Origin of the sequence: Streptomyces sp. WI03-4A (assembly GCF_033792105.1) — a bacterium.
GTDB lineage: Bacteria > Actinomycetota > Actinomycetes > Streptomycetales > Streptomycetaceae > Streptomyces > Streptomyces collinus_A.
The window spans coordinates 54,703-67,519 of the sequence record NZ_JARAUO010000014.1 but is presented as its reverse complement, the minus strand read 5'-3'; the positions used below and the strand labels follow the sequence as shown (position 1 = coordinate 67,519).

Below are 12,817 nucleotides of genomic sequence, written 5' to 3'. Positions count from 1 at the left end.
CGGGGGCGGCGGGCAGGCCGCGGGGCTGCTGGTGCCGCTGGGACAGCGCGGGCGCCCGGCCCCGTCGGACGGCTGAGGACACCGGCGTTTGTCGGTACCGCCCACTACGCTCGCGGCATGGCTGTGAACACGTCGCCCGACACACCTCTGCCCGTCGGTGAGGTCTCCCGGATGATCGGGGGCTGGATCGACCGGCTCGGCGCGGTGTGGGTCGAGGGGCAGATCACGCAGTTGTCGCGGCGGCCGGGCGCGGGGGTGGTGTTCCTGACCCTGCGGGACCCGTCGCACGACATCTCCGTCGGCGTGACCTGTTACCGGCAGGTGTTCGACGCCGTCGCCGACGTCGTCGGCGAGGGTGCCCGGGTCGTGGTGCTGGCCAAACCGGAGTGGTACGCCCCGCGCGGGCAGCTCTCGCTGCGGGCCGCGGAGATAAGGCCGGTGGGCGTCGGTGAGCTGCTGGCCCGCCTGGAGCAGCTCAAGAAGGCGCTGGCGGCCGAGGGGCTGTTCGCGCCGGAGCGCAAGAAGCCGCTGCCGTTCCTTCCGCAGCTCATCGGGCTGGTGTGCGGCCGTGCCTCGGCGGCCGAGCGGGACGTGCTGGAGAACGCCCGGCACCGCTGGCCCGCCGTCCGCTTCGAGGTGCGCAACGTGGCCGTGCAGGGCGTGCACGCCGTCCCGCAGGTCGTCCAGGCAGTCAAGGAGCTGGACGCGCGGGAGGACGTGGACGTCATCGTCGTCGCCCGGGGCGGCGGCAGCGTGGAGGATCTGCTGCCCTTCTCCGACGAGCAGCTCGTGCGGGCCGTGGCGCAGTGCCGTACGCCGGTGGTCTCGGCCATCGGGCACGAACCGGACAACCCGCTGCTCGACCATGTCGCCGACCTGCGCGCCTCCACGCCGACCGACGCGGCCAAGAAGGTGGTGCCGGACGTCGGCGAGGAGTTCGAGCGGGTGCGGATGCTCCGGGACCGGGCCCGGCGGTGTGTGCACGCGGCCGTGGAGCGGGAGGAGCGGGGTCTGGCGCACGCGCTGGCGCGGCCGTCCATGGAGGACCCGCACCGGATGCTCGACGAGCGCGCGGACCACGTGGCCTCGCTGCTGGACCGTGGCCGGCGCACCTTGGGGCACCTGCTGGACCGCGCCGACTCGGAGCTGACGCACACGCACGCGCGCGTGGTGGCCCTCTCGCCCGCCGCCACACTGCGGCGCGGCTACGCGGTGCTGCAGCAGGCGGACGGGCACGTGGTGCGCGACCCGGCCGGGGTGGCGGCCGGCGAGACGCTGCGCGCGCGGGTCGCCGAGGGCGAGTTCACTGTCCGTGTCGATGCCGCCGATGCCGTCGGTGCCGTTGATGCCGTTGATGTCTAGGGTGGGACGAATGACCAGCAAGGTGGATGAGGCGCTCTCGTACGAGCAGGCGCGGGACGAGTTGATCGAGGTCGTGCGGCGGCTGGAGGCCGGCGGTACGACGCTGGAGGAGTCCTTGGCGCTGTGGGAGCGCGGCGAGGAGCTGGCCAAGGTGTGCCGGCGGTGGCTGGAGGGTGCCCGGGCCCGGCTGGACGCGGCGCTCGCCGAGGAGGAGTCCGGCGAGAAGAGGGAGTGAGCCGCCACGGAGGGTGTTTGTTGAAGGTTGAACATTCTTGGCGTAAGGTCGTCGCCGTAAGCCGGTCCGGCGCTGCCCGGACCCCCCGCGCGTACGAGGAAGTCCCGCATGTCTCTCGTTCTTGACCCCACCGCCCAGGACCTGCTGTTCCGCGAGGCCCGCACCGCGAACACCTTCACCGACGAGCCGGTGACCGACGAGCAGGTCCAGGCGATCTACGACCTGGTCAAGTACGGCCCGACCGCCTTCAACCAGTCGCCGCTGCGCATCACCCTGGTCCGTTCCGCCGAGGCCCGCGAGCGCCTGGTGCGGCACATGGCCGAGGGCAACCGGCCCAAGACCGCCACCGCCCCGCTGGTCGCGATCCTCTCCGCGGACAACGAGTTCCACGAGGAGCTGCCGGCCCTGCTCCCGCACTTCCCAGCCGCCAAGGACCTCTTCTTCTCCGAGCGTCCGGTCCGGGAGAGCGCCGCCGGCATGAACGCCGCCCTCCAGGCCGCGTACTTCATCATCGGCGTCCGCGCCGCCGGCCTCGCCGCGGGCCCCATGACCGGTCTCGACTTCGCCGGCGTCCAGAAGGAGTTCCTGGACGACGACCACACCCCGCTGATGGTCGTCAACATCGGCCGTCCGGGCCCGGACGCCTGGCACGCACGCTCCCCGCGCCTGGCCTACGACGACGTCGTCACGACCGTCTGAGCCCCCCGCGCACACGAAGAGGCCCCCGGCACCGCCGGGGGCCTCTTCGTGTCGTCCGTGGGCGTCAGCCCATCTTCAGCGCGGCCGCCATCTTCGTCAGCCGGTCGAAGGAGGCGGTGCCGGACACCACCGTCGTGGAACCGGGGGTGCCCTCCAGCACCAGCGCGTCGTACCGGCCGCCGGTCCAGCGCGTCCAGGTGCGGCCGCCGATCCGCTCGGTCCGCTCGGTGGCCGAGCCGCCCTGGCTGGCCTGGTCGATGAAGTCGGACCGCTTCTGAGCGGACTGCTCGACCTGCACGTACTGACCCTCGGGATCCTGGAAGCCCAGGTGCCAGCGGTCGGACTCCTCGCCCTGGAAGCGTACGGAGGTCGCTTTCCAGGTACTCGGCAGACCTTCCGGTGCCGCCACCGGATAACTCGCGGCACGCCGTGCCGTGAGCAGCTCGACCCGGTAGTCGACCCGCTTGATGTCGGGAGCGTGATCGTCGTGCGGGACGAGGAGATAGATGAACCCCGCCGCCAACCCGATGAGGGCCAGGGAAAGGATCATGTCCCGGACCGTCTTCTGCCTGCCGTTCGAACCTGCCACGCCCTCTATGGTCGCAGGTGTCCAGAGCGCTCATCCGTGGGGTCCCCTGCTCATTTTGTCTGCCCAGCGATAGAGTCGGCCTCAACACCCTCATCCGGCCGTCGTCGTATCAGAAAGGTGCGCTCCGATGACCGAGCATCATCACTTGCCGTCCGAGCTTGACGTCCCCTCCGAGGCCCCCGATCGCAACCTCGCTCTGGAACTCGTCCGGGTGACCGAAGCCGCGGCGATGGCCGCAGGCCGCTGGGTCGGGCGCGGTGACAAGAACGGCGCCGACGGCGCCGCCGTGCGCGCCATGCGGACCCTCGTCTCCACCGTCTCGATGAACGGCGTCGTCGTCATCGGCGAAGGCGAGAAGGACGAGGCCCCGATGCTCTTCAACGGAGAGCAGGTGGGCGACGGCACCGGCCCCGAGGTGGACATCGCCGTCGACCCGATCGACGGCACCACCCTGACCGCCAAGGGCATGCCCAACGCCATCGCCGTCCTGGCCGCCGCCGAGCGCGGCGCCATGTTCGACCCGTCCGCCGTGTTCTACATGGACAAGCTGGTCACCGGTCCCGAGGCCGCGGACTTCGTCGACATCAACGCCCCCGTGTCGGTCAACATCCGCCGGGTCGCCAAGGCCAAGCGCCGCACGCCCGAGGACGTCACGGTCGTCATCCTCGACCGCCCCCGGCACGAGGGCATCATCAAGGAGATCCGGGAGACCGGCGCCCGCATCAAGCTGATCTCCGACGGCGACGTCGCCGGCTCCATCCTGGCGCTGCGCGAGGGCACCGGCATCGACCTGCTGCTCGGCATCGGCGGCACGCCCGAGGGCATCATCTCGGCCTGCGCGGTCAAGTGCCTCGGCGGCACCATCCAGGGCAAACTCTGGCCGAAGGACGAGGAGGAGCGCGCCCGGGCCGTCGACGCCGGGCACGACCTGGACAAGGTCCTGACCACGGAGGACCTGGTCACCGGGGAGAACGTGTTCTTCGTCGCCACCGGCATCACGGACGGCGAGCTGATGCGTGGGGTCCGCTACCGGTCCGAGACCGCCACCACCGACTCGATCGTGATGCGCTCGAAGTCCGGCACGGTACGGCGCATCGACTCCGAGCACCGCCTGAGCAAGCTGCGGGCCTACAGCGCGATCGACTTCGACCGGGCCAAGTAGCACCCGGACCCGGCTCCGGGCCGGGCCCGGACAGACCGATGGGCGCCCTCCGTGCGGGGAGGGCGCCCACCGTCGCCTCTAGCCGGCTATGCGGTTCGCCGTCGCCCGCGCCGCCTTCTTCAGCTCCACCTCGCGCCTGCGCCGCCGCGCCAGGACCACCCGGCGCTCCGCCGCCGTCAGACCGCCCCAGACCCCGTAGGGCTCGGGCTGCAGCAGGGCGTGCTCGCGGCACTCGACCATCACGGGACAGCGCGCGCAGACGCGCTTGGCCGCCTCCTCACGCGACAGCCGGGCCGCCGTCGGCTCCTTCGACGGAGCGAAGAACAATCCGGCCTCGTCACGCCGGCACACCGCCTCGGTGTGCCAGGGCGCGTCTTGGTCCCGGTCGCGCGCTGGCACCCGCTGGGCTGGAACAGCAGCTACCTGCAGGGACGAATGCGGCGGTTGCAGCACGGTCTACTCCTGACGACGGCTTCGCGAGTGAGCGACGATGCAGCAAGGCCTACCCGCTGTGCGCGCGCCTATGCACTGCGTTCCCAACCGCAGGCGCGCGGCGGCTTGTTCACGCCCCCGCGCGCTCGTGGCCGCCGAGCGCGGCCCGCACGGCCACCGGCGGATTCGCGACCGTCAACGGCCCAGGTGTTTGCGCAGCTTCCGGTCGACCTTGTCCTGGACCCGGTCGAGGATGTCCGCCACCCGCTTGCCGCGCCGGGGACGCGCCTCGACGTTGCCCAGCACGGCCCACCCGTCGACGTAGACCACCGGCGCGTCGGACTCGACCGAGTCCAGCGTGTCCACCTCGAAGTTGCCCAGCACCCCGCCGCCGGTGCCGCGCAGCGACACGTTCTCCGGGACCCGGATCTGCACGTCCCCGAAGACCGAGACCGCCTTGATCACCACCTGCTGGTACTCGAAGATCGCCTCGCTGAGGTCGATCTCGACGCTGCCGAACACCGCGTAGGCGTGCAGCCGGCGCCCCGCACGCCAGCGGCCCCGCCGCGAGGCCGCGCTGAGCACGGCCACCACGTTCGCGTCGGCCTCGGCCGGGACGGCGCCGGGCGTGGGCCGCGCCGGCACCGGCGTGTACGCGGGGGCGGCGGCCCGCTGGTGGGCCGCGGGCAGGTCGCGGATGAAGACCTCCAGCTCGCCGACCGTCTTGGCGTGCAGCACCGCCTCGACCCGCTCGGCGTGCTCGTCGGCGGTCAGCCGGCCCTCGGCCAGGGCCTCGCGGAGGATGTCGGCGACGCGGTCGCGGTCGGCGTCGGAGGCGCGCAGCTCGGCGAGACGCGGTGCCGTGTCCTGGGCTGGGGCGTGCTTCTGAAGGTCCACGACAGCAGCGTACCGAAACGCGATAGATCGCGACTAGGGGTCCGGGTGAACCGCGTGTCCCCACCGCACGTTTCCGCCACGCGCCGCAGCCCCGCCCCGCCCCCTCCCGCCCCCGGTCACCGATGCGTCCGGAACTGAGCCTTACCTCACAGGTTCCGCGCCGACGGCAGGTTCTAGGCTGGTGAGGCCCGCCGACGTCGACGGGCAGCCGTCCGTCAGAGTGAGGAATGGGCTGAGATGCCTGAGTTCGCGTACACCGATCTGCTCCCCCAGGGCGAGGACACCACCCCGTACCGGCTGGTGACCTCGGAGGGCGTGTCCACCGTCGAGGGACCGGACGGCCGGACGTTCCTCAAGGTGGAGCCGGAGGCGCTGCGCAAGCTGGCCGAGGAGGCCATCCACGACATCCAGCACTACCTGCGGCCCGCCCACCTCGCCCAGCTCCGCCGGATCATCGACGACCCGGAGGCGTCGAGCAACGACAAGTTCGTCGCGCTCGACCTGCTGAAGAACGCGAACATCGCGGCCGCCGGCGTGCTCCCCATGTGCCAGGACACCGGCACCGCGATCGTCATGGGCAAGCGCGGCCAGAACGTGCTGACCGAGGGCGGCGACGAGGCGGCGCTGAGCCGCGGCATCTACGACGCGTACCTGAACCTCAACCTGCGCTACTCGCAGATGGCTCCGCTCACCATGTGGGAGGAGAAGAACACCGGCTCCAACCTGCCGGCCCAGATCGAGCTGTACGCCACCGACGGCGGCGCCTACAAGTTCCTGTTCATGGCCAAGGGCGGCGGCTCGGCCAACAAGTCCTTCCTGTACCAGGAGACGAAGGCCGTCCTGAACGAGGCCTCCATGATGAAGTTCCTGGAGGAGAAGATCCGTTCGCTCGGCACGGCCGCCTGCCCGCCGTACCACCTGGCGATCGTCGTCGGCGGCACGAGCGCCGAGTTCGCGCTGAAGACCGCGAAGTACGCCTCCGCGCACTACCTTGACGAGATCCCGGCCGAGGGCTCGGAGCTCGGCCACGGCTTCCGGGACAAGGAGCTGGAGGAGAAGGTCTTCGAGCTGACCCAGAAGATCGGCATCGGCGCCCAGTTCGGCGGCAAGTACTTCTGCCACGACGTGCGGGTGGTCCGCCTGCCCCGGCACGGCGCCTCCTGCCCGGTCGCCATCGCCGTCTCCTGCTCGGCCGACCGCCAGGCCGTCGCGAAGATCACGGCCGAGGGCGTCTTCCTGGAGCAGCTGGAGAAGGACCCGGCGCGGTTCCTGCCGGAGACCACGGACGAGCACCTGGACGAGGCGTCCGACGTGGTGAAGATCGACCTGAACCAGCCGATGGACACGATCCTGGCCGAGCTGACGAAGTACCCGGTCAAGACCCGCCTGTCGCTGACCGGCCCGCTGGTCGTGGCCCGCGACATCGCGCACGCCAAGATCAAGGAGCGGCTGGACGCGGGCGAGGAGATGCCGCAGTACCTGAAGGACCATCCGGTGTACTACGCGGGCCCGGCGAAGACCCCCGAGGGCTACGCCTCCGGCTCCTTCGGCCCGACGACGGCCGGCCGCATGGACTCCTACGTGGAGCAGTTCCAGGCGGCGGGCGGCTCCAAGGTGATGCTCGCCAAGGGCAACCGCTCCAAGCAGGTCACCGACGCGTGCGACGCGCACGGCGGCTTCTACCTCGGCTCCATCGGCGGCCCCGCCGCCCGCCTCGCCCAGGACTGCATCAAGAAGGTCGAGGTCGTCGAGTACGAGGAGCTCGGCATGGAGGCGGTCTGGAAGATCGAGGTCGAGGACTTCCCGGCGTTCATCGTCGTCGACGACAAGGGAAACGACTTCTTCCAGGATCCCGCGCCGCAGCCGACCTTCACGTCCATCCCGGTCCGTGGCCCGGGCCTGGGCTGACCTGCTGACACGAGGGAGCGGATCGCGGGGCCGGGGTCCTCGTCCATGACCGAAGCCGACCGCCTGCGCGGCGTCCGTACCGCCTACGACACCGTCGCCGTCGACTACGAGAAGCTCGCGCGCGACGACCTCGACGGCAAGCCGCTGGACCGCGCCATGCTCGCCGCGTTCGCCGAGCTCGTGCGGGCGCCGGGCGGCGGGCCGGTCGCCGACCTCGGGTGCGGGCCCGGGCGCGTCACCGCGCACCTGCACGCGCTCGGGGTGGACGTGTTCGGCGTCGACCTCTCCCCGGAGATGATCGCGGTGGCCCGCCGGACGCACCCGGGTCTCCGGTTCGGCGTCGGGTCGATGACCGCCCTCGACCTGGAGGGCGGCACGCTCGGCGGGATCGTCGCCTGGTACTCGACCGTGCACACCCCGCCGGAGTCGCTGCCGGCCGTGTTCGCCGAGTGCCACCGGGTGCTGGCCCCGGGCGGTCACCTGCTCCTGGCCTTCAAGGCCGGGGAACGGCACCGGCACCTGGAGCGGGCGTACGGACACGAGGTCTCGCTCGACGTCTACTGGACGCCCCCCGAGCTGGTCGCAGGACTGCTGGGCGAGGCCGGCCTCGTCGTGGACGCGCGGCTCGTCCGTGAGCCCGACGCGCACGAGCGGCCGCGGCAGGGCCGGCAGGCCTTCTTCCTCGCCCACCGGCCCGAGACGTCCTGAAGGGCTGTCGAACCGGCCTGAGGGGCCGTGGAGCCGCCCTGAGCGGCCGTCGAGCCGCCCTGAGGGGTCGTCGAACCGGCCTGAGGGGTCGTCGAACCGGCCTTGGCGGGTGGGCAGGTGACCGGGCGTCAGGCCCCCGCGCACCCGACTCGCGCATCCGGCCTGCCGCGGGAACACCCGGGGCCTCGGCGATGCTGTCCTTCAGGGAGGTGTCGCAGATGACAGACGACCAGACCGGCGCCGGGTACCGGATCGAGCACGACTCCATGGGCGAGGTGCGGGTGCCCGCCCATGCCAAGTGGCGGGCGCAGACACAGCGTGCCGTCGAGAACTTCCCGGTGTCCGGGCAGCGGCTGGAGCGGGCCCACATCGAGGCCCTGGCCCGGATCAAGGCGGCCGCCGCGAAGGTGAACGCCGAGCTGGGCGTGCTGGACAAGGACGTCGCCGAGGCGATCCAGGAGGCGGCCGGGGAGGTCGCCGAGGGCAGGTGGGACGAGCACTTCCCGGTGGACGTGTTCCAGACCGGGTCCGGGACCTCGTCCAACATGAACACCAACGAGGTCGTCGCGACCCTCGCCGGTGAGCGGCTCGGCCGTGACGTGCACCCCAACGACCACGTCAACGCCTCGCAGTCGTCCAACGACGTCTTCCCGTCGTCCATCCACATCGCCGCGACCGCCGCCGTCACCCACGACCTGATCCCGGCGCTCGAGCATCTCGCCGCCGCCCTCGGCCGCAAGGCTGAGGAGTTCGCGGACGTGGTGAAGTCCGGGCGGACGCACCTGATGGACGCCACCCCGGTGACGCTGGGGCAGGAGTTCGGCGGGTACGCCGCCCAGGTGCGGCACGGCGTCGAGCGGCTGCGCGCCTCGCTGCCGCGGCTGGCCGAGCTGCCGCTGGGCGGGACGGCCGTGGGGACCGGGATCAACACGCCGCCCGGGTTCTCGGCCGCGGTGATCCGTGAGGTCGCGCGGACCACGGGGCTGCCGCTCACCGAGGCCCGGGACCACTTCGAGGCCCAGGGCGCCCGGGACGGCATCGTGGAGACCAGCGGGCAGCTCAGGACCATCGCGGTGGGCCTGACGAAGATCGCCAACGACCTGCGGTGGATGGCGTCCGGGCCGCGCACCGGACTGGCCGAGATCCGGCTGCCCGACCTGCAGCCGGGCTCGTCCATCATGCCCGGCAAGGTCAACCCGGTGATCCCCGAGGCGGTGCTCATGGTGGCCGCCCAGGTGATCGGCAACGACGCCACCATCGCCACCGCCGGCGCCTCCGGGAACTTCGAGCTGAACGTCATGCTCCCGGTCATCGCCAAGAACGTGCTGGAGTCCGTCCGGCTGCTCGCGTCCGTCTCCCGGCTGCTGGCCGACCGGACCGTCGACGGCATCACCGCCGACCGCGAACGGGCCCGCGAGTACGCCGAGTCGTCGCCCTCGGTGGTGACCCCGCTGAACAAGTACATCGGCTACGAGGAGGCCGCGAAGGTCGCCAAGAGGTCGCTGGCCGAGCGCAGGACGATCCGCGACGTGGTCCTGGAGGGCGGGTACGTGGAGCGCGGTGACCTCACCCTGGAGCAGCTCGACGAGGCGCTGGACGTGCTGCGGATGACCCGCCCGTGACGACGGCACGGGCGCGGACCGTGACGGGCGCCGCAGCGTCGTGTGCCTACGGCACCTAATATCTGTCCATGGCGGACGACGGAGCGACGAGACGAGCGGTGCCGGCACCGGCATCGGAACCGGCACCCCCGGCGTACTGGACCCCCGGGGCGCGGATCCTGTGGCGGTACCGGGAGAACGCCTCGGCGCGTTTCCACATCGCCCGTCCCGTCACCGTCGTGCGGGACGACGCGGAGCTGCTCGCGGTGTGGATGGCGCCGGGCACCGAGTGCGTGAAGCCGGCGCTGGCCGACGGCAGGGCCGTGCACCTGGAGCCGCTGGAGACCCGCTACACCACGCCGCGCACGGTGCAGCGGGACCGGTGGTTCGGCACCGGGGTGCTGAAACTGGCCAGACCGGGCCGGCCCTGGTCGGTGTGGCTGTTCTGGGACCCGGGCTGGCGGTTCAGGAACTGGTACGTCAACCTTGAGCAGCCGTTGTCCCGTTGGGAGGGTGGTGTGGACTCCGAGGACTACTTCCTGGACATCGCGGTCGACCCGGACCGGCGTTGGCGCTGGCTGGACGAGGACGAGTTCGCGCAGGCCCAGCGGGACGGGCTGATGGACGAGCGGACCGCCGGGCGGGTGCGGGCGGCGGGCCGGGACGCGGTGGAGGTGATCGAGGCGTGGGGCGCACCGTTCGCGGACGGCTGGGAGGACTGGCGCCCGGACCCCTCCTGGGGAGTACCGTCACTCCCCGAGGACTGGGACCGTACACCCGCGCACGTGTCCTCATGAGACCCTTGATGCGCCCCCGGTCCACAACCGTAGGATCGTCCTCCGCAAGGGCGCTTCCAAGCAACTCCCGGAGCATGTGCCGGGTCTGACCGTACGTCACCGAGGGGCGGCAGGACGTGAGCGAGGGGTACGAGGGCAACACCACCGCGGGACCGCACGGGGCCGCCGGTGGCACAGGCACGACCTCTGACCGCGCGGGAATTCCGTTCCTGGGGCACGTATTCCGGGTATCGGCATTTCGGCGGGACCATCTGCGCGCCCGGCGCGCAGCCCCGGACGGACGGATTCGACACGCGTGACGGAGCAGCCCACCTCCTCCTACGAGCGCCCGCAGCCGGGCGTGGACCCCGCGGAAGCCCGCGGGGCGCTGCTGCGTGCCCCGGCGCCGCTCGGCAACCCGGCCTTACCCGCCCAGGCGGCCCGTGCGGACGGCACACCCGCCGGACCGGGGACGAGCGCGCCCTGCGGCAAGGGGAACAAGGGGAAGGAGCCCCCAGTCAACGGCCCGGAGCACTCCCAGCCCGCCACCGCCGAGACGATGGGCACGGCTCCCGCGCGCGCGAGTGCGAGCGTGGGGGAACACCGTCCTCGTCCCGCGCCGGAGGCCATCCCGGCGCAGCCCGCCTCCGAGCAGGAGCGGACGCCGGGCGGTCAGGAACGCCGTACCGGGCGGGGTCTGCCGCCGGGTCGGCCGATGCCGATGCGGCGCGACGGGGACCGGCTCAGATTCGTGGGCGCGGCCACCCGGCGGATCGCCCGCGGCATCGATCTGGACGAGATCGTGATGGGTCTGTGCCGGGCCACGGTTCCGACGTTCTCGGACGCGATCCTGGTCTATCTGCGCGACCCGCTGCCGGTCGGTGACGAGCGGCCCACCGGTCCGGTGGTGCTGCGGCTGCGCCGGACCGACCGGATACCGGACGAGCGGGACACCGAGGGCCTGTCGCTGCCGCCGTTCCCGGAGCCGGAGCCGGACTCCTCGGGGCTCTCGGAACTGTCGTCGCTGACCACGGAGCTGTGCGAGGTGCGGCCGGGCGGTGCGCTGAACGAGGTGCTGCGCGGGGTGCGGCCGGTGTTCGCCGACGCGCCCGCGGCCCGGGCCGCGCTGCCCGAGCTGCTCGGTGAGGGCGGCGAGGCGGTGGTGCCGGGCGGGCAGCACGCGATCCTCGCGCCGCTGCGCGGCCGGCGCCGGGTGATCGGCGCGGCGCTGTTCCTGCGCCGTCCGGAGCGGCTCGCGTTCGAGGCGGACGACCTGCTGGTGGCCGCCCAGCTCGCCACGCACAGCGCGCTCGGCATCGACAAGGCGGTGCTGTACGGCCGGGAGGCCTACATCGCCGACGAGCTGCAGCGCACGATGCTGCCCGAGACCCTGCCCCGTCCGACCGGTGTGCGGCTGGCCTCGCGCTATCTGCCGGCGGCGGAGACGGCGCGGGTGGGCGGGGACTGGTACGACGCGATCCCGCTGCCCGGCAGCCGGGTCGCGCTGGTGGTCGGTGACGTCATGGGGCACTCCATGACGTCGGCGGCGATCATGGGCCAGTTGCGCACGACGGCACAGACGCTCGCCGGGCTCGACCTGCCGCCGCAGGAGGTGCTGCACCACCTCGACGAGCAGGCGCAGCGGCTGGGCACCGACCGTATGGCGACCTGTCTGTACGCGGTCTACGACCCGGTCACGCACCGCATCACGATCGCCAACGCGGGTCATCCGCCGCCTGTTCTGCTGCATCTGGGCGGCCGGGCGGAGGTGCTGCGGGTACCGCCGGGGGCGCCGATCGGCGTCGGCGGGGTCGACTTCGAGGCGGTGGAGCTGGACGCGCCGGCTGGGGCCACGCTGCTGCTGTACACCGACGGTCTGGTGGAGTCCCGGCTGCGGGACGTGTGGACCGGGATAGAGCAGTTGCGTGAACGGCTGGCGGCCACCGCGCAGTTGACCGGCCCGGATCACCCGCCGCCGCTGGAGGCGCTGTGCGACGAGGTGCTGGACATGCTCGGCCCGGGTGACCGGGACGACGACATCGCGCTGCTCGCGGCCCGCTTCCACGGGATCGCGCCGAGCGATGTGGCGTACTGGACCCTGGAGCCGGAGGTCTCGGCTCCGGGGCAGGCTCGCCGGCTGGCGCGGCGCGCGCTGGCCCGCTGGGGCATGGAGGAGCTGACGGACTCGGTGGAGCTGCTGGTCAGTGAGGTGGTGACGAACGCCGTGCGGTACACGTCGCGGCCGGTCACGCTCCGGCTGCTGCGGACCGATGTGCTGCGCTGCGAGGTCGGCGACGACGTGCCGCAGTTGCCGCGGCTGCGGCAGGCGCGGGCCACGGACGAGGGCGGCCGCGGACTGTACCTGGTCAACCGGCTGGCGCGGCGCTGGGGTGCGACCCGGCTGAGCACCGGCAAGGTGGTCTGGTTCGAGCTGAACCGGGGCTGAGC

The 12,817-nt window shown here is 72.2% G+C and carries 12 protein-coding genes; 9 read left to right on the top strand and 3 right to left on the bottom strand.

What is annotated here, in order from left to right; translation table 11 throughout:
- Positions 1-117: 117 nt before the first annotated feature.
- The 3 genes from xseA (at position 118) to PV343_RS16935 (ending at position 2,296) form a co-directional block, all read left to right on the top strand.
- Positions 118-1,362 (top strand): exodeoxyribonuclease VII large subunit, encoded by a 1,245-nt coding sequence (gene xseA / locus PV343_RS16945; protein ID WP_319147749.1) that lies wholly within the window; start codon positions 118-120, stop codon positions 1,360-1,362.
- 10 nt (positions 1,363-1,372) lie between these two features.
- Positions 1,373-1,597, top strand: a complete 225-nt coding sequence (locus PV343_RS16940; protein ID WP_319147748.1) for an exodeoxyribonuclease VII small subunit — start codon at positions 1,373-1,375, stop codon at positions 1,595-1,597.
- A gap of 108 nt (positions 1,598-1,705) precedes the next feature.
- Positions 1,706-2,296, top strand: coding sequence for a malonic semialdehyde reductase (locus PV343_RS16935; RefSeq protein ID WP_319147747.1), 591 nt, complete (start codon positions 1,706-1,708; stop codon positions 2,294-2,296).
- 64 nt (positions 2,297-2,360) lie between these two features.
- Here the strand turns inward: PV343_RS16935 and PV343_RS16930 are convergent, their stop codons facing one another.
- On the bottom strand, positions 2,361-2,885 hold the full coding sequence (locus PV343_RS16930; RefSeq protein ID WP_319147746.1) for a DUF4245 domain-containing protein: 525 nt from the start codon (positions 2,883-2,885) through the stop codon (positions 2,361-2,363).
- 127 nt (positions 2,886-3,012) lie between these two features.
- Between PV343_RS16930 and glpX the strand changes: the two genes are divergently transcribed.
- Positions 3,013-4,047: a class II fructose-bisphosphatase gene (gene glpX, locus PV343_RS16925; RefSeq protein ID WP_317445151.1), complete on the top strand. Its 1,035-nt coding sequence runs from the start codon at positions 3,013-3,015 to the stop codon at positions 4,045-4,047.
- Between the two features lie 78 nt (positions 4,048-4,125).
- Here the strand turns inward: glpX and PV343_RS16920 are convergent, their stop codons facing one another.
- Together PV343_RS16920 and PV343_RS16915 are read right to left on the bottom strand one after the other, a co-directional pair.
- Positions 4,126-4,500, bottom strand: coding sequence for a WhiB family transcriptional regulator (locus tag PV343_RS16920; protein WP_319147745.1), 375 nt, complete (start codon positions 4,498-4,500; stop codon positions 4,126-4,128).
- Positions 4,501-4,674: 174 nt separating this feature from the next.
- A complete protein-coding gene (locus PV343_RS16915) occupies positions 4,675-5,376 on the bottom strand; it encodes a DUF1707 domain-containing protein (protein WP_319147744.1) in 702 nt (233 codons plus the stop codon).
- A 237-nt stretch (positions 5,377-5,613) separates the two neighbouring features.
- Between PV343_RS16915 and PV343_RS16910 the strand changes: the two genes are divergently transcribed.
- The 5 genes from PV343_RS16910 (at position 5,614) to PV343_RS16890 (ending at position 12,815) form a co-directional block, all read left to right on the top strand.
- The gene (locus PV343_RS16910) at positions 5,614-7,284 is read left to right on the top strand and encodes a fumarate hydratase (RefSeq protein WP_319147743.1); all 1,671 of its coding nucleotides are present in this window, start codon (positions 5,614-5,616) and stop codon (positions 7,282-7,284) included.
- Between the two features lie 45 nt (positions 7,285-7,329).
- Entirely contained in the window at positions 7,330-7,992 is a 663-nt protein-coding gene (locus PV343_RS16905) for a class I SAM-dependent DNA methyltransferase (RefSeq protein ID WP_319147742.1), read from the top strand.
- 218 nt (positions 7,993-8,210) lie between these two features.
- Entirely contained in the window at positions 8,211-9,614 is a 1,404-nt protein-coding gene (locus PV343_RS16900) for a class II fumarate hydratase (RefSeq protein ID WP_319147741.1), read from the top strand.
- Positions 9,615-9,682: 68 nt separating this feature from the next.
- Positions 9,683-10,390 carry a DUF402 domain-containing protein gene (locus PV343_RS16895; protein WP_319147740.1) on the top strand — a complete coding sequence of 236 codons (708 nt, stop codon included), beginning with the start codon at positions 9,683-9,685 and terminating at the stop codon, positions 10,388-10,390.
- A 295-nt stretch (positions 10,391-10,685) separates the two neighbouring features.
- Positions 10,686-12,815: a SpoIIE family protein phosphatase gene (locus PV343_RS16890; RefSeq protein ID WP_319147739.1), complete on the top strand. Its 2,130-nt coding sequence runs from the start codon at positions 10,686-10,688 to the stop codon at positions 12,813-12,815.
- Positions 12,816-12,817: the final 2 nt, after the last annotated feature.